This window comes from Candidatus Erwinia haradaeae (assembly GCF_900698885.1).
Taxonomy (GTDB): Bacteria; Pseudomonadota; Gammaproteobacteria; order Enterobacterales; family Enterobacteriaceae; genus Erwinia_E; species Erwinia_E haradaeae_H.
Genome location: NZ_LR217705.1, coordinates 507,702 through 531,137, shown reverse-complemented (window position 1 = coordinate 531,137; position 23,436 = coordinate 507,702). Strand labels below are relative to the sequence as shown.

Sequence of the window (23,436 nt, the reverse complement as noted above, 5' to 3'; positions counted from 1 at the left end):
TACCAAACTTTATTACACACTAAGTAATACTTAGTATTACTTAGTATTACTTACATACCACAATCTCTACTAAACAAGGTAAATTAAATTTATAAAAACAACTGAAATACACAAAATACTATTAAGATATAGAATGAAATATACTAATTCTTACTTTTAAGAACCCCCTTAAAATATCGCTATATAATATAAGAGACTGTATTGCTTATCATATTACCAGGGATATAATATTTAGCAGGATAAGATTGATGCGATACATTGTAGTTTATAGTAGATAATAAAATTTTATTAAAAATGAACATTTCTAAAAGCATTTGTCCTGAATATATCTATCAAATAATAGAAGATGTACGTTGCGAGATTTAAGTATTAGTCAACATAATATGTAGTTTTTCTTATTTTGATATAAAATTATTTAAAGGCCTTCTGACATCAAGAAATTTTTTTTTGTTACTACCAAATCGACTTTGTAAATAAAGTCAGGCTTATTCGATGAATAAGGCAATAGCTTACTAAAATGATAAAATCATAAATGATCGTATATAAGTTTAAGAGACAACATACTAAATTATTCTAAATTATTTAGAACACTAATAATAAAAGATAACAGATAAAGAGGTTGTATAGCATTATAGTAATATATAAGATTGTTAGCAACAATCTATCAAATGATATCATTGAGGCAAGAACACATATCATAGTAAAATATTTGGCGATATTTCACCGAACGTTTTGGTTTTACAGAAAAAACATTTTAGAGAATGTTTAGTATATTTTACTAGATAATGACTTTATAAATCCATTTTTTATATACTTAGAGTTGTTCTCATTAAGAAGTGTAAAAATAATATATAAAGCCGCTATATTTTATTAGATTAACTAATAGATTTAACTAATTTCTCGATATCAGGTAATTGATTTTTAGGAGATGTAATGACATTACCGACGATTAAAAAAATAATAGCTTGTATATGTTCGTTGGTGCTGGGTAGTAGTGCGCAGGCTACTGTGTTACTTAACAGTTCTTATGATGTATCACGTGAATTATTTTTAGCTTTGAATTCTGAATTTGAAAAACAATGGGCACAAACACATCCTAATGATATGTTAACTATTAAACAATCTCACGCAGGTTCATCTAAGCAAGCACTATCTATTTTACAAGGATTAAAGGCAGATGTAGTGACCTATAATCAAGTTACCGATATTCAAATTTTACACGACAAAGGTCATCTTATCCCTTCTGATTGGCAAAATCGTTTACCTAATAATAGTTCACCATTTTATTCTACAATGGCATTTTTAGTACGAAAGGGTAATCCAAAACATATCCGAGATTGGAGCGATCTCATACGTAAAGATGTAAAATTAATTTTTTCTAATCCAAAAACTTCAGGTAACGGACGCTATACGTGGTTAGCTGCATGGGGTATCGCGCAGCGTATCAATAATAAAGATATATTAAAAACTGAGCAGTTTATGAAAAAATTACTAAACAATGTAGAAGTATTTGATATAGGAGGGCGAGGCGCTACCACAACCTTTGTCGGGCATAATATAGGTGACGTATTGATTAGTTTTGAATCTGAAGTCAATACTATTTGTAATCGATACCTGCAACAGGGTTACCAAGTAATTGTTCCAAAAAATAATATTATGGCAAGATTTCCAGTAACATGGATTGATAAAAACCTCAGCCAAAATCATACTGAACAAGTAGCAAAAGACTATCTTCGTTACCTTTTTACACCATCTGCCCAAAAAATTATTACTAATTTTTATTATCGTGTAAATAACGTACAGTTAATGAAAAAAAATCAAGATCGTTTTCCATATACAAAATTCTTAACGATAGAAAAGGATTTTGGTGGCTGGGATCGCATCAATCGAATGCATTTTGCTAGCGGTGGTGAGCTAGATAAGCTCTTAGCGATGAGGCATGAGTGATCATGTTTGATACACAAAGTAAAAACGTTCTACCAGGATTTGCTCTCAGCTTAGGCAGTAGCTTATTTTTTACTTGTATTATTTTATTACTCCCTGTAAGTGCCTTGTTGATGCAGTTATCACAAATGACCTTATCGCAATATTGGGAGGTCATTACTAGTCCACAAGTAATTACTGCATATAAAGTTACTCTACTTTCTGCCGGAGCTGCATCTATTTTTAATACATTCTTTGGGATGCTGATGGCGTGGATATTAACACGCTATAATTTTAGTGGACGTCTACTTTTAGATAGCCTTATAGACCTACCATTTGCCCTTCCTACAGCTGTTGCAGGTCTTACCTTGACAAAGTTATTTTCTATTAATGGTTGGTATGGGCAATGGCTATCCTATTTTGATATTAAAATTTCTTATACTTGGGTAGGCATTGCGATTGCGATGGCTTTTACTAGCGCCCCTTTTGTGATACGCACAGTACAACCAGTATTAGAAGAGCTAGGACCAGAATATGAAGAAGCCGCAGAAACACTTGGAGCTTCTAAATTTCAAAGCTTTATTCGAGTTGTACTACCAGAGGTCGGACCTTCATTGCTAGCAGGTGCAGTTTTATCATTTACTCGCAGCTTAGGTGAATTTGGTGCGGTAATTTTCATAGCTGGAAATATTGCATGGAAAACTGAGGTAACTTCCCTAATGATTTTTGTTCGTTTACAAGAATATGATTATCCAGCGGCTACTGCGATTGCTTCAGTAATTTTAATAACTTCACTATTTTTATTATTTATAATAAATATTTTACAAAACCGCTTTGGCCAAAGAATTGGAGGACAATAATGCCTAAAGCGCGAAAAGCTCATGGCGCCAACTATTCATGCATGAACCGATGGAGGCAGAGAACATTAATTAGCACAGGGGTAATTATTTCTATATTGTTATTAGTAATGCCGCTAATAGCTATTTTTAGCACTGCTTTTTCTGAAGGACCATGGTCATTTCTCAGAAATTTGTGTGATGATAATATGCTCCATGCCATTAAACTAACTTTATTAATTACCTTAATTGTGGTACCAATTAATTTAATATTTGGTACTTTATTAGCCTGGCTAGTAACTCGCTTTACTTTTCCTGGTAGGCAACTTCTTTTAACTCTATTTGACATTCCATTTGCCGTGTCACCTGTAGTAGCAGGATTGATGTATCTACTATTTTGGGGTGTAAATACTCCAATTGGAGGCTGGCTAAATACACATAATATTCAATTGATGTTTTCATGGCAAGGTATGGCTTTAGTAACAACTTTTATTACTTGTCCATTTGTTGTGCGTGAATTAGTACCAGTAATGCTAAGTCAAGGTAGACAGGAAGATGAAGCCGCAGTGCTTTTAGGGGCTTGCGGATGGAAAATGTTTTTTCGCGTGACCTTGCCAAATATCCGTTGGGCGATTCTATATGGTGTGGTGCTGACTAATGCAAGAGCAATTGGTGAATTCGGTGCGGTTTCAGTAGTATCCGGAGCTATACGTGGTGAAACTTATACCCTGCCGTTACAAGTTGAAGTTTTACATCAAGATTGCAATGATGTAGGCGCGTTCACCGCTGCTACCTTATTGACTATGATGGCCATATTAATGCTATTACTAAAAAGCGCGCTACAGTGGCGATTAGAAAAATCGAACTCAGCAGTATAGGCAGCAAGGGGGAGCATTATGAGTATTGAGATTGTTAATATCAATAAATTTTTTGGGCATATACAAGTTTTACACGATATTTTTCTTAATGTCTCTTCCGGGGAACTTGTAGCATTATTGGGACCCTCTGGTTCTGGAAAGACAACATTGCTTAGAATTATTGCTGGACTAGAAACTCAAAATAGCGGCCACCTCAGTTTTCATGGATATGATGTCAGTCAAGTACACGCACGAGATCGCCGAGTAGGCTTTGTATTTCAACATTATGCGCTATTTCGACATATGACAGTATTTAATAACGTTGCTTTTGGTTTACAGGTCTTACCAAAATATAAGCGCCCTCCTATAAGTGAAATTCATCAAAAAGTTAGATCTCTTCTAGACATGGTGCAATTAGGACACTTAGAAAAACGTTTTCCATCTCAGTTATCCGGTGGACAAAAACAGCGTGTTGCTTTAGCGCGTGCGCTAGCAGTTGAGCCCCAAATTTTATTGTTAGATGAACCTTTTGGTGCTCTCGATGCTCAAGTACGAAAAGAATTACGCCTATGGGTTAAACAACTACATGAAGAGTTAAAATTCACTAGTGTTTTTGTTACACATGATCAAGATGAAGCCATGGAGGTTGCAGGACGGGTAGTTGTAATGAACCATGGTAATATTGAGCAAGTTGGTACGCCAGATGAAGTATGGCGCTTCCCAAAAACCAGATTTGTTTTAGAATTTCTTGGAGAAGTAAACTGTATAAACGGATGGGTTAATAACGCTCATCTGCAAGTAGGAAATTATAACTGGGCTCTCACTCATACAACGTCATATCAAGGGGCTGTTGAATTATTTCTTCGTCCATGGGAGATAGATATCAGTCTTCAGAGCAGTTTTAAGACACCTTTTCCTACAACAATATTAGAAGTTAGTCCTCGCGGGCATTATTGGCAACTAATCTTAAAACCTACCGGATGGAAAACTGATTCTCTTAGTGTTATACTAGTAAATGAAAATATCATACCGAAACGTGGTCAATGTTTGTTTATAGGTTTACAAAACGCGCGTCTTTATCACGGTAAAACAGCACTCAATCCATTATCTTATGCTTAACTTTTTACGTCATTAATTTTGTCAGCTAAAACCTTTTTGAAATCAATTACAAGATGATTTTTTATATCTTACTTATAATAAAATCTTATAAAAACTAAAAGTTTTGGTTATTCACCATATACGTAACCTGACTGATTAAATAGAATTTTTAAATAACTAGTGTAGTTAGTAACATTAAAATATTTTATATAAAATTAAATGTTTAAAATTAAAAATTAAGAAATACGGTGACGGTATGACTCTTTAGTACACTATTAGTCTAGTTATAATCATATATTGTGTAATACCCATATCATTAGAACGATGTGCGCAATCTATATTTTAAGGCATGCTCTAGCATTCGGTCTATATCCTTATTTTTCACTATAATCTTTTTTGAAAGAAGAGACACCACATGAATATCGCTTTTAAAAATTTTTGTTAGCAATAAAAATACAGAATAGTTACTACAATTAACTATATAAAAAGATTCAGTGAGTTAATAAATTTTTTTAAATAAAAATATTCCAATAAGATTACTGCCATCCTAATTCAAATGATATTCATCTCAGAATCTTTATCTATTTCTACTAGAGACAAACTCGACTAATTAGTTTATTTAGTAATAATAGCAATTTACCGTATCGCTAGCTATACTATGCAAAATATTCAGTTACTTCTCACATCATAACTTCTTTGATAGTAATTTAATTTTAAGAAATTAAAACAAACTTTTTTAAAAGAAAAATTAAGTCTAAGCAATAAGTTTATGTAAAATTACTATATATTAACTCTTGTTTAAATTATTACACATACATATGCCCAGGATATCTTAAAATAAGACATCAATACATTGCAAAGTCTATAATAGACTATTATGAATAAAACCAACCATAGTATCAAAAAATTAATAATTAAATCTATAAAACTAGATGTATAATCTATCAGTAGTACACCTATTAAATTATCTACAGCACGTAGAAACTTTTTGTTAACTGTTAATATATATTATACAGTGCTATTTTATAGCATTAGATAACAACATTAAAATAAGAGGTATAATCATGCGTACTGTATATTGCGGACAACTCAATCAAACCTACATAGATCAAAAAATCACACTATGTGGATGGGTTCACCGATATCGTAACTTAGGAAGCCTTATCTTTATTGATATGCGCGACCGTGAAGGTATTGTACAAGTTTTTTTTAGCCCAGATTATTATCAAACTTTTTGTCTTGCTAGTGAACTACGTAATGAATTTTGTATTCAGGTTATTGGTACGGTTTGTATTCGTAGTGAAAAAAATAAAAATAGATCTATGCTAACTGGTGATATTGAAGTATGCGCAACAAATCTATCTATCATTAATCGCTCTGAATCAGTGCCTCTAGATTTTAGCAAAAATAATAGTGAAGAAGCACGCTTAAGGTATCGCTATCTAGATTTAAGACGCCCAGAAATGGCTAATCGACTGAAAGTTCGTTCCACCATTACTGGCATAGTGCGAAAGTTTATGGAAAATGAAGGGTTTCTTGATATAGAGACACCAATGCTAACTAAGATTACACCAGAAGGCGCTCGAAACTATTTAGTCCCTAGTCGCTGTCATATCGGCAGGTTCTATTCACTGCCACAATCACCACAATTATTTAAACAGTTATTAATGATCTCAGGATTTGATCGTTATTATCAGATCGCAAAATGTTTCCGTGATGAAGACCTGCGTGCTGATCGTCAACCAGAGTTTACGCAAATTGATGTCGAAACCTCATTTATGAATGCTAAAGAGGTAATGACAATCATGGAAAGTTTAGTGCGTACTTTATGGTTAAAAATAAAATCCGTATCATTGCATAGTTTTCCAGTGATGACCTTTGCTGAATCAAAGCGGCGTTATGGTTCAGATAAACCAGACTTGCGAAACCCGATGGAGTTAATAGATATAGCTGATTTTATACAAAAAACTGAGTTTTTAGGTTTTTCCAAACCATTCAATCACGCTACAGATCGCATAACAGCATTATGTGTCCCAGGTGGCGCTAGACTTACGCGAAAACAAATTGAGTCCTATGTAAAATTTTCTAAACACCACGGTTTAAGCAGAATATCTTGGATGAAAATATATCATCGAAATAATGTTCTTTCTGGAATAAATGGCCCTCTAGTAAAACATCTAGATTCAGAAATAATAGAAAAGCTCTTGGATCGTACAAAAGCAATTGATGGGGATATGATTTTTTTCGCTGCAGATCTTGCAGATCTGGTTACTAATGCACTAGGTGCTTTACGTACAAAACTAGGTCATGAGCTAAATATTAATAACAACTCTTCTTGGGAGCCATTATGGATAGTAGACTTCCCCATGTTTGAAGCAGACGCAAAAGGTAATCTAACATCAATGCATCATCCTTTTACCGCCCCCAAAATAATGTCAGCGGAGAAACTAAGAAAAGCACCAGAAAACGCAATCGCTAATGCATATGATATGGTAATTAATGGTCATGAAGTTTGTGGCGGATCTGTACGTATAAATGAGTGGATAATGCAAAAAACAATATTTGACCTTTTGGGTATTTCCGAAGATGAGCAAAATCAAAAATTTGGCTTTTTTCTTGAAGCATTAAAATTTGGCGCGCCTCCACATGCTGGTTTAGCTTTTGGTCTTGATCGTCTGGTAATGCTATTAACTAACTCAGATAATATACGTGATGTTATTGCTTTTCCTAAAACTAATTCTGCCATTTGCCCGATGACAAATGCTCCTTATACAGCTGATCCATTTTTATTAATGGAATTAGGTATTCAAACTAAAAAAATACTATAAGATTAACATCGACACAACAGAGAGAGATAGAAATATTTAATAAAGATTTTTTTATCATTGGCAAATCTCCCCAAAAAATAACGCACTGTACAAAGCACTCCTAATTAAAATAATGTCATATTTAATACAAATCAAAGTAATTAAATAAAATAATCCAATTCAAAATCACAAAGTAAAATATGTAAGATGATATTATCATTAATAATACAGTCTAATATTAACACTGATAGTACATCTTTATTTTTAAAAATAAAAAAGCCAAATCACCAAATTATCAGATCATTGCTGTTTGATGCGAACTTATACTAAGTATTTGTACTGTGTAATATATCAAAACATATAAATAGAATTCATAACAAAGTGAAAATTTTAACTAATATTAGAAATATAAAAATGATTATAAATCATATCAATGATATTTCCACATTGGAAAACACTGTGGCATATTAAATTAACTGAATTAAACTAAAAAAATAATTCATTGGTACAAGTATATATAGAACTTTATTGCAATGACTCATCAACATCAAAAGATCTTCAAATTTTATTCTGGTTATTTATTTCTCCACTGAGTGCCTTCTATGTTGTCTTCTAGAATAATATTCATATACCTATCAAGGTAATTGCGTATAAAATCAGCTTTCTTCCAGTTTTTATTTTCTCGAGCATTCGTGCGCATCTGGATAAGATTGTCAATTGTTGATAGTTGATAATCCTTACAATTTAAGTTATTTTTTTTTAAAAACTGATCTGGATCTTGCTCTAGTAAACCAAGAATACTACCAAGAAAACGTAGACGCATTGCTAAGCTATTTGCTAATTTCCTATCAGTTGTTTTTTTACGATTAATTTCTCGCGCTAAATCAAAGAGAACAGCGCAAGCTACTGGGGTATTAAAATCATCATTCATTGCTTTACAGAAACGCTTTTCAAATTCTTCACCTAAGCATATGTTTGCGTTGTTCTCTGTATGCAGCAAAGCTGTATAAAGACGCTCAAGTGCAAAACGCGCTTGCATTAAACTATTTGTATTGTAATGTATTGGACTGCGATAGTGGCTTGATATTAAAAAATAACGCAAAGTCTCTCCATCATGATGTTTTAATATTTCACGTACAGTCAAGAAATTATTAAGAGATTTTGACATTTTTTCACAATCAATCATCACCATACCAGAGTGCATCCAGTAGTTTACGTATGGCGTATTATAAGCACAAGTAGACTGAGCAATTTCATTTTCATGATGCGGAAACATAAGATCTGATCCACCACCGTGGATATCAAAGTGATGACCTAATTGTTTATGATTCATTGCAGAACATTCAATATGCCAACCTGGGCGACCACAACCCCACGGAGAGTCCCAAAATGGTTCGTCTTTTTTTGATTTTTTCCATAAAACAAAATCCAGAGGGTTTTGTTTTATATTAGCAAGAGAAGTAACTCTTACACCAACATTTAAGTTAATCAGGTTTTGCCGTGAAAGCAATCCGTATCCCGGGCTTTTATCAACAGAAAACATTATATCGCCATTATGAGCGATATAAGCATATTTTTGTATTATGAGTTTTTCTATTAGTAAAATCATCTCTGAGATATAATCAGTAGCACGTGGTTCACAATTCGGCACTAAAATATTTAGTGCTGATAAATCCTGATGCATCTCATGAATCATAGACTGAGTCAGACATGTAATCGATTTTCCTTCATGATTAGCACGTTTAATGATTTTATCATCAATATCAGTAATATTGCGCACGTAATTCAGGTTATAGCCAAGATATCGTAGATAACGAGCAATAACATCAAAAGCCGCAAAGGTTCTTCCATGGCCAATATGACAGAGATCATAAACAGTCATCCCACAAACATACATACCAATCATACCACCATGAATCGGTTGCATCTCCTCTTTAGTGCGACTTAATGTATTAAAAACTTTTAACATATTAATATTTCCATGATAAAGCAGGATAGTGTATGAATAGATATATATATACAATATACAGCTAAGACATGATCAAAAGTATATAAAAGTACAAATCTGTAAATAATACTTTATTTATTGTTAATATCTATTTTTATTAAAAAGATACAATAATTATTCAATACACATCCTGCACTATCTAATTAAAGTCTTCATGCTACTAAAAATATCTATAATCTAAATAAAGTTAGACTGACAGAATATGATTATTAAATTAGTACTTAAACTTATTAAAGTTTTATAAAATTCTAAATTATAGCAATTAATTCTTTTATTTATCACCACGCTATATATAGCGATTTTAAAGATCTAGGTTAACCACATGACTAACTATCCATACATTTTTACATCTAACCGTGTCATTATATATTCGATATCAAAATAATAAATCGCGTTATATGATTCTGTATGATATATAATCATCATTGTTAGATAATTTTATATCAACATGAAGACTTGGTGCTATTATTACTAATTTTTCTTCATGGTGCTTTCTACTTTTAGATTCTAAGAGAAGATAGTTATTTATACATTAAATACTGTTAACTATTTACTAATCATGCCAAATACGCTTTTTATTTCTGACTTACATTTATCTAACCGATCGCCAAACATTACTTCTGGTTTTTTAAAATTTTTAAATTATGAAGCGCGATATGTGGATGCGCTATATATTTTAGGTGATTTATTTGATTACTGGATTGGTGATGACGATCCGAATCCACTGTATGATTATTTGGCTTTCTTTTTTCGCCAGTTATCTATTCCATGTCACTTTCTTCATGGAAACCGTGATTTTTTATTAGGTAAACATTTTGCATACAGAGCAGGGATAAATTTGATACCTAACGAATATGTTCTTGAGATATATGGCCAAAGATTACTAATTATGCATGGTGACACATTGTGTTCTAACGATATATTTTATCAATTATATCGACAAATAGTACAATGTCGATGGATGAAAAATTTATTTCTTACTATACCAATATACACCCGAAAACATATCGCATCAATTATTAGGACTTATAGTAAAAAAATTAATAATAAAAAAAAGATAGAAATCATGGACGTACATCCTCAATTAGTTATTGATATCATGCGTGCATACCGGGTATCAATACTTATACATGGTCATACTCATCGACCAGCAGTGCATCAATTAGAAATCCATGGACAGCCTGCTCAACGTTTAGTATTAGGAGATTGGCATCAACATGGATCCATGGTTAGAGTAAGTCATAATGACATACAACTCGTTACTTTTGCTTTATAAGGATAAAGACTCTCGTGCAGTAAGTCGGACTTTAGCTATAGAGATATACGCCCTTAACTATTATTACTTATATAAATCTGCTCTCCTATCTTGCATTATACAACCTCTTAGGCTTGTCAGTAATAGTAATATTTTCAAATCATGGGAATGATCACATATGCCACACACATCTAATATAAACTGTATTGCAATTATTATGGGTTCTAAAAGTGACTGGTCTACTATGAAATACTCTGCAGATATCCTAACTAAATTCGCAGTGCCATTTCATTGCGAAGTAATATCAGCCCACCGAACACCAGACAAGCTGTTTAGCTTTGCAGAAAAAGCTCAAGATGATGGATATAAAATTATCATTGCCGGTGCAGGTGGGGCCGCACATCTACCAGGGATGTTAGCGGCTAAAACATTAATACCAGTATTTGGCGTACCAATACATAATTCTATGTTAGGCGGGATGGATAGCTTCTATTCTATTCTTCAGATGCCATCTGGCGTCCCAGTTGGAACGTTAGCTATTGGGACCGCTGGAGCTACTAATGCAGCTATTTTAGCTGCACAAGTTCTTGCATTAAATGATACAAAATTAACTGCGAAGATAGCAAAATGGAGACAACATCAGACAGATGAAGTGCTCAAACATCCAGACCCAAGGAATTAAAGATGAAACTGGTTTATGTCTTAGGAGATGGTCAATTAGGTCATATGTTACGTCAAGCTGGTGAGCCACTTGGTGTGACCGTTCATCTCATCGCATTAAATAGCGATCTCCGGATATTCTCAGTTAATAATAGTGTGATTACTACGGAAATAGAATGCTGGCCAAACACAGTGTTAACTCAAAAGTTATCTAAAAGTATCTATTTTGTAAATCGCGATATCTTTCCAGTATTAACTGATCGTCTGAGGCAAAAAAAATTACTAAACGATCTTAATCTAGCAACTGCACCATGGAAACCACTGTCTTGTAAAACGCAATGGCCTCAAATATTTTCTGCTCTTGATCAGCATGTCATTGTAAAATGTCGTAATGGTGGTTATAATGGACGTGGCCAATGGCATTTATCTCCTGATAACACTGAAACGGTACCAGAAAATATGTATGGTCAGTGTATCGTAGAAAAAAAAATTAACTTTTCTAATGAATTATCTCTTATTGGTGCTAGAGCTCGTAATGGAGATACAGCTTTTTATCCTCTTACTCATAACTTCCATCAGAACGGTATTTTACGAGCAAGTGTGGTGTTATTAAACAACAATAAACACCAGAATGTAGCTGAACATATGTTATCTATGATAATGCATAAATTAGATTATATTGGCGTCATGACTATGGAATGCTTTGTGTCATCAGAAGGTCTACTCATTAATGAATTATCAGCACGCGTTCATAATAGTGGGCACTGGACACAAGATGCTGCCTCCATTAGTCAATTTGAATTACATTTAAGAGCTATTCTTAATCTTCCTTTACCTACACCGATAACATATATGCCAGCCGTTATGTTGAATCTTATTGGTATTAATTCTCGCATGTCGTGGCTTTCTGAACCACGACTTCATTTGCATTGGTATAACAAAACTGTTTGTCATGACCGTAAAGTTGGTCACATTAATCTAGTGGATGCTAGTCTGGTTGTACTTGACCAAATACTAAATTCACTTCTACCAACCTTACCGATAGAATATGCTAACCATATTATCTGGGCACAAAATAAACTATCTCAAAAATAGATTTATATCTAAACACAATTTATGATCAGAAGAAATTTATATGTTAATCTTATAATAATTTTATCATTAGTGTTTTCTATTTTGAGATATCTATCTCAAAATTTTATATACAGTTTTAGTAAACATTTTCGCAACCATTGCTTTCTATATTCTAGAATATACTCAATAAATTATATAATCTATTATTTAACTTTTATATCAAAACTAATTTAAAATGATAGAAATAAGAAAAATCAATTTTTACTAAAAAGTACAAAATTAATATTTAATATATTGCAAATTACACTATCTAGCACATAGATAGATACATCACAAAATGCAAATTAAAAAGCATCAACACTAAAACCGATATAGTTTGATTCCTATGCATTTTTCTATCTATTAATCAATTGTCTAATTGTCTAATTGTCCATGAGATGATCTTAATCATGAATTTTTACTAATAAGCGAATCTTTATAATAAATACAATCTCCTAGTATTTAAATTAAAGATCTTAATGTTCCGTAAAATTCTATCATCATATAAGATATCTGTGCTTACATGTAATATGTATACATCTATAAATTATGAAAAATCATAATCACTTTAAAATAAATATGAAAAACATATTAAAAATTAACAATATAAAGTTTAATATTTAACCTGAATATCTAAACACCTAAATTAGGATACAAGTTATAAGTAAATATTAACAGCCATGCCTTTTTATCTTAAAAACATTTCTAATAAATGTAATTACAGAACAATACCTGTAATGGCGTTAGGTCATTTTACGATTATTAAACTAACACTATATTAATTCTGACATTATTATTCTACACCACAATATCTAAAAAATAACTGATAAAAAGATATATACCTTGCCCCTAAAAGTATTACGGATAAATATAAAAAATACTAATTTCAGTAAAATATAAAATCTAAGTAAAATGCTGAATATCTTTCTGATAAAATAAACTAATAGTTTATTATCAACCAATTGATATCGATCATTCTTGATATATAAGTATATGTAACGTAGACAAAAACAGTTGAAATTGATAATATCATATCAAATATGTTATAAATATAATAAAAGATAGATCTTATCTATTATATATAATGCGATAAAGATATCAAAGATCATTGCATAATAAAGTTAACCAGTCCTTCTGATGTATTCTTTCAACTAAACCATCAGGCTTATATCAGCTAGCAAAGAAATACTCTAAGCTTTTACTATTCTATAGGTTAAGTTATTATAAAAAGTCATTATCTTTAATATCAAAGATCTTAGGTAATATTGGATTTAACAATGATAAATGATCAAGTCATACCTTTGCGTTTTTCTGATGCCGCAGCAAATAAAGTCAAAGATCTGCTTCTTCATCAAAATAATTCAAATTTAAAACTACGCGTGTATATTACTGGAGGTGGATGTAGTGGCTTTCAGTATGGGTTTACTCTAGATGATAAAGTTCATGATAATGATATCATAGTGGAAAAATTTGGAGTAATATTGATAGTTGACCATATGAGCCTCCAATATCTAATTGGGGGTCTAGTGGACTATATAGAGAATCTAGAAGGATCCCGCTTTGTAGTAAGCAACCCAAACGCAAAAATCACTTGTAGTTGTGGCTCCTCTTTTAACATCTGAGGTCATAATTAACACTAATATTAGCATACCATACTATATAGTCGTAATGGTCGTATGAAATTTTATCTACAATTATCCAATTTACTGATTAGATAGTAATCTCTTATGAGAAATATATAATGTAATAAATATTTCATTACGATACACCGAGTTCAACTGAATACATCAGGGCTATAAATCTTGTAATATATTTAAAATAAAAACCTTTAAAAATGAAGTTCCTAAAACTACAGAGTTGTTGCTTGTGATTAGAAATTACTATAATTTAAATAAATTAAGATGATTGTCAATTTATTAGCATAATACAAAATATTATTTTATTATTCCATATAGCTGGTCTTAATTAAGGATACAACATAAACATAATTATTAGAGCTTGAAAAAAACTACAAGGCCTACATTTTCTCATGTTATTACCTTTAAAAATTCTAGCTAAAATCATAATAAAATTTTGATAAAAGGAACATAAAATCTCTAATATTAATAAAATTAATATTATCTATAATTTTTATTAATACATAATTCTTAACGATTATACAACAATAAAAGTTAACCAAGAAAATTAATGATTTTATAATAAAATTATAGACACATTAAACAAAAAATATCAACGAAACTACATAAGAAAAGTTAATTTTATAAAATTTTCTTTTCTATTTTTCGAGTCTATATTTATATAATATTAAACATTATAATAAATACTAGCCATCATAATTAGATGCAACAAAATATATTTGCCATTTCTTTTATATTAAAGATTATTATATTATAATCATGATGAGAGCAAAAGTTCAGATGTCGCAATTACCAATTGATTTAAAAGGTAGCAGTTTTACATTGCCCGTATTGCATTTACATCACACCGACCCTTCTACTATACAAAAAGCACTTAGGGAGAAAGTTAGTCGTGCTCCTAATTTTTTTAACAATGCAGCAGTGATAGTAAATGTTTCAATCTTGACTAAAGAAGTAAATTGGCATGAAATACAAAAGGCCATTTTATCAACCGGTCTTTTTATTGTTGGTATTAGCGGTTGTCAAAATGAGCAGTTAAAAAACATTATTATACGCTCTGGTCTTCCTGTATTAAATTCTACTCAAGTACATACATCTATTAAAGAGAGCGTGATTCCTGCTGGGTCATCTACAAAAACCCGAATCATTTTATCTCCAGTGCGCTCTGGTCAACAAGTATATGCTGAAAATGCTGATTTAGTTGTTATTAATAGTGTCAGCGAGGGAGCGGAAGTGCTTGCGGATGGTAATATTCATGTTTATGGGATGATGCGCGGTCGCGCACTGGCTGGGGCAAGTGGAGATGACAGTTGTCAGATTTTTTGTACTAGTTTATTTGCAGAATTAGTATCTATTTCCGGTCATTACTGGATAATGGAACAGATACCAAATGATTCTATTGGTTGCGCCTCACGCCTATATCTACAAGATGGTATCTTGACTATTCAAAAACTCAACTAAGCAACTCTTAGTTACCTTGTCTTTAAGATTGTAAGGAAAACTTATATATGTCACGCATAATTGTTGTTACGTCTGGCAAGGGCGGTGTAGGAAAAACTACATCTAGCGCTGCTATTGCAACCGGTTTAGCGAAGAAAGGTAAAAAAATTATAGTCATTGATTTTGATATTGGTTTACGTAACCTTGATGTAATCATGGGGTGCGAGCGACGTGTGGTATACGATTTTATAAACGTTATACACGGTGATATCTCCTTAAATCAAGCTTTAATTAAAGATAAAAACACTAAAAATCTTTTTATTTTGCCTGCCTCACAAACCCGTGATAAAGATGTACTAAGTCGTTCTGGTGTAGCAAAAGTTCTAGAGGATCTGCACAATATGGCCTTTGACTTTATTATCTGCGACTCGCCAGCTGGCATTGAAACTGGTGCCCTAATGGCGCTATACTTTGCTGATGAAGCTATCATTACTACCAATCCAGAAGTATCTTCTGTGCGTGATTCTGATCGAATCCTCGGCATTCTCTCGTCTAAGTCTAGGAGAGCAGAAAATAATATAGAACCAATTAAAGAACATTTGCTGATAACACGCTACAACCCAAGACGAGTTAACTGTGGTGATATGCTCAGTATAGAAGATGTTCTAGATATCCTACGAATTCCATTAACTGGAGTGATTCCTGAAGATAAATCAGTATTACGCGCCTCAAATCAAGGTAAGTCGGTAATACTTGATCCTAAATCTAATGCAGGCCAGGCATATACTGACACTGTTGCTCGCTTACTTGGAGAATCACGTCCATTTCGATTTATTACAGAAGAAAAAAAAAGTTTTCTAAAGCGCTGGTTTGGAGAGTAAACCATGGCCTTTCTCAATTATTTTATATCTCGTAAAAAAAATACCGCTAGTATAGCAAAACAGCGTTTGCAAATTATTGTAGCAGAGAGAAGAAAAGGAGAGAGCGAACCACATTACTTGCCTCAATTAAAAATAGACTTATTAAAAGTAATTGATAAATACTTTGTAATTAATCCGAATATGTTAAATGTAAAGTTAGATCAAAAATATGAAGATATCTCTATTCTTGAATTAAATATTACATTTCCTGAAACAGATACAAAAAAAAATCTTTAGTTACGATTTCTTATGTTTAGGCTTTCTGTTGCGATTTTGATTTTCATCATGCCTAGAAAAAATATATATATTTTATAATAGAAAACATTTTTATTATTTATCAAAAATCTACATTACGAAATTTTATAAAAAAGTAGACAAAATAACTTCTAGCAAGTAGAATATTATTTTGTATATTTTGCACTCGTAGCTCAATTGGATAGAGCACTGCCCTCCGGAGGCAAAGGTTACAGGTTCAAATCCTGTCGGGCGCACCATCAAAATTATTCTTAAGCACTTAAGATAACCAGATAAACATTATATACTAGTAAGGCTAAAAATAATCCAGTTATTTGGTGGCTATAGCTCAGTTGGTAGAGTCCTGGATTGTGATTCCAGTTGTCATGGGTTCGAATCCCATTGGCCACCCCAGATTTATATCTGATGCGAAGGTGGCGAAATTGGTAGACGCACTAGCTTCAGGTGTTAGCGTCTTTAAAGACGTGAGGGTTCAAGTCCCTCTCTTCGCACCACCTAAACTAAATCGTATTTTATTCTATGATGATGACTTTATTAGCATCAATAACACGGCGAGTAGCGCAGCTTGGTAGCGCAACTGGTTTGGGACCAGTGGGTCGGAGGTTCAAATCCTCTCTCGCCGACCAATTAATGAATTTATTAATTCACAATATCTATAAAAACAGAAAATTAAAATTATCTAGGTAATAAAAATTACCTTTAATATTAAACTTAGTAATTTTAAAGAAACCTAACGGACAGATACCAAATAAAAAAACCTATCAGTGCTCATGTTAAAATAAAATATAAAAATCTTTATGATATCTTCACATTATAATAATAAGCCGGAGCAAAACATCGCTATGAAAGTTGGAATAATTGGAGCTATGGAAGAAGAAGTTAATATACTTCGTGATCAGATAAAAAAAAGAAGCAAGATGTATTTATCTGGTGCAGAAATTGATAGTGGGCTATTAGGTGGAGTAGAAATTCTTCTTATAAAATCAGGTATCGGCAAAGTTTTAGCAGCATTAAGCACTACATTACTAATTAACCTGTATAAAATCAATATACTTATCAACATTGGTTCAGCAGGAGGACTTCATCCTGAATTGAAAATAGGAGATATTGTTATTTCCAGTGCAGTCCAATATCATGATGTAGATGTCACAACTTATGGTTGCCAATTAGGACAAGTTCCAAATTGTCCATTTACATTTCAAGCTGATCATAATTTAATTACTATAGCAGAATCCTGCATTCAGAAGCTGAGTCTTTTTTCGATTCGAGGCATTATAGTTACTGGGGATACCTTTATTCAAGGAAACGAGCCACTTCAACGTATTCGATATTATTTTCCTAAAGCAATTGCAGTCGACATGGAAGCTGCTGCTATTGGTCATGTATGCCATCAATCTAATATTCCTTTCATTATTATACGTTCTATTTCTGATTTTTCCAATAAAAACTCACCTAGCAACTTTCATCGTTTTTTAAAAGAAGCCGCACAAAAATCCTCATTGGTAGTTGAAAATATATTAGCTTGTCTTATATAATACAAAATGGTAAGTTTAATATCTATTATTATTTCCTACAATTATAAACTAATTTTTGTTATATAACGATTCAGAAAAATAATGTTAAGATTATGATAAATATCATTTTACAATAAACTAATTAACTATATAACAAGAAAATATAAGAGTGATTAATATAAATTTTTAGTTCCTCATAACACTTATCTTTTATTATAATTCTAAATTAGATATATAATCTACTTATTTATCCTACAATCTATCTAAACACACAAGAATAACATGTTGTTAAATAATCATTAATTCTATTATATACATTCACCATTAATTTTTGTATGTGATATTTAAAAACAGGATATAATAATGTTTGATATTGGAGTTAATTTAACAAGTCAGGAATTTATCAAGGATTATGATAAAGTGGTAAAACGCGCACGTGAAGCTGGAGTGACTGGGATGATCATTATTGGAACGACTATGTTAAATAGTCGTCAAGCGATTATACTAGCTGAAAAAGATGTAGAATATTTCTGGTCTACGATTGGTATTCACCCTCATTATGCTAGCACATGGTCAAAAAAAATTCACTCTGAGATGCGTAAATTAGCAGTTGATCCGCGTATTGTAGCTATAGGAGAATGTGGGCTAGATTTTTATCGTAATTTTTCTACAAAAAAAGAACAAAGGTATGCATTCCAAGCTCAGATTGAGCTAGCAACAGAGCTTTATATGCCAGTCTTTCTACACTGTCGCAATGCTCATAAAGATTTTATGTCCATTCTTGCACCCTGGATTTCTAGTCTCAAAGCAACTTTAGTGCATTGCTTTACAGGAACGCAATCAGAACTGGAGGTTTATTTAGAGCATGATTTTTATATTGGCATTACAGGTTGGATATGTGATAAAAAAAGAGGGGAAGACTTATGTAAATTAATACCCCTAATACCATCTAATCGTTTAGTAATAGAAACAGATTCACCTTGGTTAATACCAAAAGATATTTTCCCTATGCCATCCTCTAGACGAAACGAACCTAGCTTTTTACCTCATATTATGCAAAAAGTTGCTATGTTACGTGGCGTAAATATCTCACATTTATCTAATACAACAACTTTCAATGCTCGTAAATTATTTAATCTCTCATCGAATATAAGATGATTTACTTACAATCTTCATGATATTTTTAAATGAATACTTAAGATTCTTCTACTATATAATAACTATTATTAAAAATGAATAGCTAATACCTTATTCAACCTAAAATATTTTGTGCTTGTTTGCACAAAATATTTGATTTTCACTATACATGTCAAGCACTGCTCTTATTGGTATATAAAAAAGCTATGTATATCTCAGTCATACCTGCTATGTTATAAAGATACCAATTAAATTCTGTCATTAATTATGAAAAACATAATATTATTATACAAATTATTGATTGTATCATATATTAATATAATTATTTTGGTGCGTCCGAGCAGACTCGAACCACTGACCCCCACCATGTCAAGGTGGTGCTCTAACCAACTGAGCTACGGACGCATTAAATAAAAATCACATACTTAAAAAATTTTCATAATAACGTTATTATAACGTTAGTTACATGTTAGTCTTAAGTATTATATCTGATAAATACTACAATATTCATTGTACTATAAATATTTTTTATAAAATATACCGGATTATTTATAGATTATAAAAATCTACAGAATTAATTCTACGCCTAAGTACTACTTTATACTAAATTAAGATCTTGTTTTATATGTATAATGGAATATAATTTTTACCAAAAAACTAAAACTAATTAAAGTTATATTAAATATCATTCATTTTATGTATCATATTACTAATATTAGTTATATTAATCAATCATACTACCGCAAGAAAGATTCTATTCCTAATAAAATAATAAAAAACTCAGATAAAGCTATGTATCTAAATAAGATTATTAAAGGGAAATCTTATTTAGATATAATTTTAAACAATATACTTTATAAGTATCTTCTAATTACAGTAAAAATTTATAATCAATTATTAATCGTTTATATAAATTGCTTGTATAGAAAAATTTTATACAAAAATCCTCATTACATAAAACTCTTGAGCGGAATAGAAAATAATACATCTACACAAACCATCTATCCTAAAATGTATCCTACTGTAGTTTACAGAAAACAACTCATCTATGTTGATGATATTAAAGTAATATGCATTATATTCACACACAATATATTATATATAATATACGCTATCTACCTAACTATATTTCAAACTAAAATTTTCAATATAATATATAGAACATAGATCTTCATGATTATTCTAGATTTTTAATTCTATAAAAAATTTTTTTGTATAATACCAATATTCTTTGATTCAATACAATCAAACTACAGCCCTTGGAATAACACTAAAACACCATGCTATGATATCTCTATCTATTAATACAATAGTTACATCGTATGTAATTTTTATTAAATCAGAATTATTGACACTTTTTTAACTTGATGACATCTAATTAATAAAATATTCTACCATAATTTCAATTAACCAACTAATACTACTAGAGTATAAATTTTTACATAAATCGTCACTTATCAAGGGATAGAATTTACTTCTAATATAAGAAAAATCTTATCGTAAAGATTAGTTTATGTCAGCTAAAAGCTTATTCAAAAACCTAGCTCAATACGATTGAGTTAGATTTTACCTTTAGTTTAAAGGAGAATCCTTATCGTATGCTCAAAAATTTCATGGCACATTTTCTAATAATTTATCCATTAATTTGGTTACTGTTAATATTCTACTATACATAAAGAAAGAAGGAATTTGACTTAATAAATCTTCTGTCGTTACTATTCGTCATAATTGCGCTGGATCACCTAAAAGCATGGTAAGTAATTAGTTATGACGAAAAATATTAAATTACACTCCTAGTAATATCAGCGTTATTCGCCTCATAAAAGATAAAGTAATGTTAATTTTTTTATTACCAAAAAAACAATTTTCTAATATTTTATTAAAAAAGTATATAGTAACAGTTTTTACGCTCTATCCAAAAAGCGCTTGTCTGCGTTCCAGCAGGAGCAAAGCAGATAAAGCATCATGCACAATTCGTGAATCTATATACCTAAGGCTCTAATGCACGCGAGGCGCTCTTGATGGAAAAGCCCATATCATCGGGGGCTATTGGTGCAGGACTAGCAGTTTCCGAGACAACTAGCTTTATGGTAATTGATACCAATGAGGGGCTGCTAAAGTTACACAGTCATCTCACTGAATGGTGTGGTATATTCCTCTTCTGTTCGTATTGGTGATGATTAATTTGATCAAACGATAATTAACTATTTTAGATGTCATTATGGTTCCTTAATTGACTAAGCTATTGCAGAACCTATTAAGCACTGCATTGGCTAAGCCTGCCCAGGAGATAGTGCATTAGAAATTGCAGTGCGTGGACGAAATCTAGCTGAGATATTTCAGATAATTTCACTTTACGCTCTCGAGAGATTTTAGAAGCCATGCAAAATCCGTTAATTGATATTGTTAGCTTCATTATGATTTCCCTAGAACAGTACTCAGCTAAACTAGCATTTTACATTTCTGAATAAGGCGTGGTCCTCTAACTGGTGGAGATTTTTATTTGTGTAACTTTAATTACTTGTTAATAAAGGCAACTAGAATTCCAATAATAATTTCAGAAAATCTGCTAGCTTATGTAGTACGGGTGCCTTAAAAACTTTAAAAATTATTAATATTTATAGCGGAGACTTATTTAGTTAATATTAATATACCAACACAGATTTAAACCACTATAAGTGATTATAGCGGTGTAACTAAAAACCTCTTCATATTGGTATGATATAGAGAACTATGTGTCATTAAATAGATAATTTTCAAAAATATTAATATTGAGTATTTTTAAAAAGTTAAGAATTAATAAGAATTTATACTATTTAACGAGCTTTATAATACACAAGAAATAAGCATATCTTTTTGATTTAAATAAGACAAAGTATAATTATAACAACTAATTTTTAATAGAATGCTCTCCTGATTATTCTAACACAGGAAGGTCATATATAATATATAAAATCTTATTTCTTGATTATTATTAATATATACTAAAATATATCTTTTTTTGAGCACTCTAAAACATTGAATATAATACTGATCAAGGACGTTCTGAATTTATAAACCAATGTTCACTAAAAATCCGTCTCTAAAATTAGAGTTCTTACTTTCTATTATTATAGAATAATAATAATTATTATATCTGATCATAACTTAATTTTTTTTTAAAAGTCTATATCTATATGGATATTGCAGTGAATCCATTATATTTTTTAAAAAATAGCCTAAAAAAATTTTAGATTGGATTTCTTTAGTCTTAACATCTCACAAAAAGTTATACTTAGAGAATCAAGCTATATAATATCAAATTATTGATATTAAGTCATATTTCTTAATGCTTGATCAAATAAAAGAAAATATTATGCCTAAAGAAACTTTTCAAATCTTATCCGATCCAGAACGCGAATAAGATGTTAATTAGAATTCTTTCGACTACTATTGACCCTTGTAGTAATTAAATAAGAATTAACAAAGACAGTATAAATAATGCGCATGAAGAGCAGGTAGTAATCAATAAGCAGGGAGATATTAGGAAAGTCTTAGCTTATTAGTCAGCTAAAATAATTAAGTTATGTTAATCTACGCGATCCATTAAACATAATACTTGTTAAAGTATTGCGTAATAGATTTTACGCCATTTCTTCTGGTGATAGCTACTGAACAAAATCTTCAAATAAAGCATTTTTCAAAATTATATCTGATATCCAGTGTGTTGGTATAGTAGTAACATATTGCATAGCTGATCGCTTTCCTGAAATGTATCCCGTCACCTTAGTATTTTCTGTTGTAGAAGATAGAATTATTCTTCTACAATTTTTTCACACATTCACTCTTAAAGCTGGAATATTTACAGTATCTTTTATTGCTCTCCAAAAAGTCATAATATAACATCTTAAAATATATAAAATATAACTTATCACAATCACTGCAGATATTTGAGGCTCTTGATATCTACACAATAAATAAAAAAACGAAGCGATAG

General features: G+C 31.2%; 15 protein-coding genes, 5 tRNA genes and 1 pseudogene. 19 read left to right on the top strand and 2 right to left on the bottom strand.

Annotated elements, in window-relative coordinates:
• The first annotated feature begins 933 nt into the window (after positions 1–933).
• The 5 genes from cysP (at position 934) to aspS (ending at position 7,542) form a co-directional block, all read left to right on the top strand.
• On the top strand, positions 934–1,947 hold the full coding sequence (gene cysP, locus ERCISPPS3390_RS01675; protein ID WP_197095119.1) for a thiosulfate ABC transporter substrate-binding protein CysP: 1,014 nt from the start codon (positions 934–936) through the stop codon (positions 1,945–1,947).
• 2 nt (positions 1,948–1,949) lie between these two features.
• Positions 1,950–2,783, top strand: coding sequence for a sulfate/thiosulfate ABC transporter permease CysT (gene cysT, locus ERCISPPS3390_RS01670; RefSeq protein ID WP_197095118.1), 834 nt, complete (start codon positions 1,950–1,952; stop codon positions 2,781–2,783).
• Between the two features lie 41 nt (positions 2,784–2,824).
• A complete protein-coding gene (cysW, locus tag ERCISPPS3390_RS01665; RefSeq protein ID WP_414626232.1) occupies positions 2,825–3,637 on the top strand; it encodes a sulfate/thiosulfate ABC transporter permease CysW in 813 nt (270 codons plus the stop codon).
• Between the two features lie 18 nt (positions 3,638–3,655).
• Positions 3,656–4,735, top strand: a complete 1,080-nt coding sequence (gene cysA / locus ERCISPPS3390_RS01660) for a sulfate/thiosulfate ABC transporter ATP-binding protein CysA (RefSeq protein WP_197095116.1) — start codon at positions 3,656–3,658, stop codon at positions 4,733–4,735.
• A 1,043-nt stretch (positions 4,736–5,778) separates the two neighbouring features.
• Positions 5,779–7,542, top strand: coding sequence for an aspartate--tRNA ligase (gene aspS / locus ERCISPPS3390_RS01655; RefSeq protein WP_197095115.1), 1,764 nt, complete (start codon positions 5,779–5,781; stop codon positions 7,540–7,542).
• Between the two features lie 553 nt (positions 7,543–8,095).
• On the opposite strand, the gene cysS is transcribed toward aspS, so the two are convergent.
• Entirely contained in the window at positions 8,096–9,490 is a 1,395-nt protein-coding gene (gene cysS, locus ERCISPPS3390_RS01650; protein ID WP_197095114.1) for a cysteine--tRNA ligase, read from the bottom strand.
• A gap of 598 nt (positions 9,491–10,088) precedes the next feature.
• Here cysS and ERCISPPS3390_RS01645 point away from each other — a divergent pair.
• The 13 genes from ERCISPPS3390_RS01645 (at position 10,089) to ERCISPPS3390_RS01585 (ending at position 19,481) form a co-directional block, all read left to right on the top strand.
• Complete coding sequence (locus tag ERCISPPS3390_RS01645; RefSeq protein ID WP_197095113.1) at positions 10,089–10,805, top strand: UDP-2,3-diacylglucosamine diphosphatase; 717 nt, start codon at positions 10,089–10,091, stop codon at positions 10,803–10,805.
• Between the two features lie 157 nt (positions 10,806–10,962).
• Positions 10,963–11,466 carry a 5-(carboxyamino)imidazole ribonucleotide mutase gene (gene purE, locus ERCISPPS3390_RS01640; RefSeq protein ID WP_197095112.1) on the top strand — a complete coding sequence of 168 codons (504 nt, stop codon included), beginning with the start codon at positions 10,963–10,965 and terminating at the stop codon, positions 11,464–11,466.
• A gap of 2 nt (positions 11,467–11,468) precedes the next feature.
• On the top strand, positions 11,469–12,539 hold the full coding sequence (gene purK / locus ERCISPPS3390_RS01635; RefSeq protein WP_197095111.1) for a 5-(carboxyamino)imidazole ribonucleotide synthase: 1,071 nt from the start codon (positions 11,469–11,471) through the stop codon (positions 12,537–12,539).
• A 1,295-nt stretch (positions 12,540–13,834) separates the two neighbouring features.
• The gene (gene erpA, locus ERCISPPS3390_RS01630; RefSeq protein ID WP_197095397.1) at positions 13,835–14,179 is read left to right on the top strand and encodes an iron-sulfur cluster insertion protein ErpA; all 345 of its coding nucleotides are present in this window, start codon (positions 13,835–13,837) and stop codon (positions 14,177–14,179) included.
• Between the two features lie 795 nt (positions 14,180–14,974).
• Positions 14,975–15,655, top strand: a complete 681-nt coding sequence (gene minC, locus ERCISPPS3390_RS01625; RefSeq protein ID WP_197095110.1) for a septum site-determining protein MinC — start codon at positions 14,975–14,977, stop codon at positions 15,653–15,655.
• A 47-nt stretch (positions 15,656–15,702) separates the two neighbouring features.
• Entirely contained in the window at positions 15,703–16,515 is an 813-nt protein-coding gene (gene minD / locus ERCISPPS3390_RS01620) for a septum site-determining protein MinD (RefSeq protein ID WP_197095109.1), read from the top strand.
• 3 nt (positions 16,516–16,518) lie between these two features.
• Complete coding sequence (minE, locus tag ERCISPPS3390_RS01615; protein ID WP_197095108.1) at positions 16,519–16,791, top strand: cell division topological specificity factor MinE; 273 nt, start codon at positions 16,519–16,521, stop codon at positions 16,789–16,791.
• A 180-nt stretch (positions 16,792–16,971) separates the two neighbouring features.
• Positions 16,972–17,048, top strand: a tRNA-Arg gene (locus tag ERCISPPS3390_RS01610).
• Between the two features lie 78 nt (positions 17,049–17,126).
• Positions 17,127–17,202: transfer RNA gene (locus ERCISPPS3390_RS01605), tRNA-His, on the top strand.
• 14 nt (positions 17,203–17,216) lie between these two features.
• Positions 17,217–17,303, top strand: a tRNA-Leu gene (locus tag ERCISPPS3390_RS01600).
• Positions 17,304–17,358: 55 nt separating this feature from the next.
• Positions 17,359–17,435: transfer RNA gene (locus ERCISPPS3390_RS01595), tRNA-Pro, on the top strand.
• A 216-nt stretch (positions 17,436–17,651) separates the two neighbouring features.
• Positions 17,652–18,344, top strand: coding sequence for a 5'-methylthioadenosine/S-adenosylhomocysteine nucleosidase (mtnN, locus tag ERCISPPS3390_RS01590; RefSeq protein ID WP_197095107.1), 693 nt, complete (start codon positions 17,652–17,654; stop codon positions 18,342–18,344).
• A 342-nt stretch (positions 18,345–18,686) separates the two neighbouring features.
• Positions 18,687–19,481, top strand: a complete 795-nt coding sequence (locus ERCISPPS3390_RS01585; RefSeq protein ID WP_197095106.1) for a TatD family hydrolase — start codon at positions 18,687–18,689, stop codon at positions 19,479–19,481.
• 307 nt (positions 19,482–19,788) lie between these two features.
• Here the strand turns inward: ERCISPPS3390_RS01585 and ERCISPPS3390_RS01580 are convergent.
• Positions 19,789–19,865 (bottom strand) — tRNA-Val (locus tag ERCISPPS3390_RS01580).
• A 1,234-nt stretch (positions 19,866–21,099) separates the two neighbouring features.
• On the opposite strand from ERCISPPS3390_RS01580, the pseudogene ERCISPPS3390_RS01575 reads away from it, so the two are divergent.
• Positions 21,100–22,103, top strand: a pseudogene (locus ERCISPPS3390_RS01575) (rod shape-determining protein).
• Positions 22,104–23,436: the final 1,333 nt, after the last annotated feature.

Excerpts from the sequence above, each read along its gene's own strand:
- ERCISPPS3390_RS01645 (WP_197095113.1), top strand. The coding sequence starts at position 10,089 with ATGCCAAATACGCTTTTTATTTCTGACTTACATTTATCTAACCGATCG.
- purK (WP_197095111.1), top strand. The coding sequence starts at position 11,469 with ATGAAACTGGTTTATGTCTTAGGAGATGGTCAATTAGGTCATATGTTA.
- minD (WP_197095109.1), top strand. The coding sequence starts at position 15,703 with ATGTCACGCATAATTGTTGTTACGTCTGGCAAGGGCGGTGTAGGAAAA.
- cysS (WP_197095114.1), bottom strand. The coding sequence starts at position 9,490 with ATGTTAAAAGTTTTTAATACATTAAGTCGCACTAAAGAGGAGATGCAA.
- ERCISPPS3390_RS01585 (WP_197095106.1), top strand. The coding sequence starts at position 18,687 with ATGTTTGATATTGGAGTTAATTTAACAAGTCAGGAATTTATCAAGGAT.
- aspS (WP_197095115.1), top strand. The coding sequence starts at position 5,779 with ATGCGTACTGTATATTGCGGACAACTCAATCAAACCTACATAGATCAA.
- cysA (WP_197095116.1), top strand. The coding sequence starts at position 3,656 with ATGAGTATTGAGATTGTTAATATCAATAAATTTTTTGGGCATATACAA.
- cysW (WP_414626232.1), top strand. The coding sequence starts at position 2,825 with ATGAACCGATGGAGGCAGAGAACATTAATTAGCACAGGGGTAATTATT.
- mtnN (WP_197095107.1), top strand. The coding sequence starts at position 17,652 with ATGAAAGTTGGAATAATTGGAGCTATGGAAGAAGAAGTTAATATACTT.
- minC (WP_197095110.1), top strand. The coding sequence starts at position 14,975 with ATGTCGCAATTACCAATTGATTTAAAAGGTAGCAGTTTTACATTGCCC.
- cysT (WP_197095118.1), top strand. The coding sequence starts at position 1,950 with ATGTTTGATACACAAAGTAAAAACGTTCTACCAGGATTTGCTCTCAGC.
- cysP (WP_197095119.1), top strand. The coding sequence starts at position 934 with ATGACATTACCGACGATTAAAAAAATAATAGCTTGTATATGTTCGTTG.
- minE (WP_197095108.1), top strand. The coding sequence starts at position 16,519 with ATGGCCTTTCTCAATTATTTTATATCTCGTAAAAAAAATACCGCTAGT.
- purE (WP_197095112.1), top strand. The coding sequence starts at position 10,963 with ATGCCACACACATCTAATATAAACTGTATTGCAATTATTATGGGTTCT.
- erpA (WP_197095397.1), top strand. The coding sequence starts at position 13,835 with ATGATAAATGATCAAGTCATACCTTTGCGTTTTTCTGATGCCGCAGCA.